Raw genomic sequence first — 316 nt, forward strand, 5'->3', positions numbered from 1 at the left:
TGCCCGACAACGCCAGCCCCCGGGCCGTCGACCTGCTGCCGATCTTCTACACGGGCGTGCCCAACCTGCGGCCTTACCAGCTGGCCACGGGCAAGGCGGGCAACCCCCTGGCGGCCGGCAAGCCCTTCATCCACAACTTCCTGCCCACGCTGGGCGACATGCTGCGGCTGAACATGGCCGTGCCGGCCACGCCCCGCAACGACCCCAGGTTCAGCTCGCTGGGGCTGGTGCAGGCGGCCGTGCTGGGGCTGACCGATCCGATGTACACGAATCCGAATCTGCAGTTCATTCCCAACATGGACGGGTTTCCCAACGG

General features: G+C 67.7%; 1 protein-coding gene. It reads left to right on the forward strand.

Translation table 11 applies throughout. From position 1 onward, the window contains the following. A partial coding sequence (locus DX909_RS29390) for a DUF4331 family protein (RefSeq protein ID WP_128548881.1) occupies positions 1-316 on the forward strand: 316 nt, incomplete at both ends.

It is taken from the genome of Larkinella soli (assembly GCF_003703975.1).
GTDB classification, from domain to species: Bacteria; Bacteroidota; Bacteroidia; order Cytophagales; family Spirosomataceae; genus Larkinella; species Larkinella soli.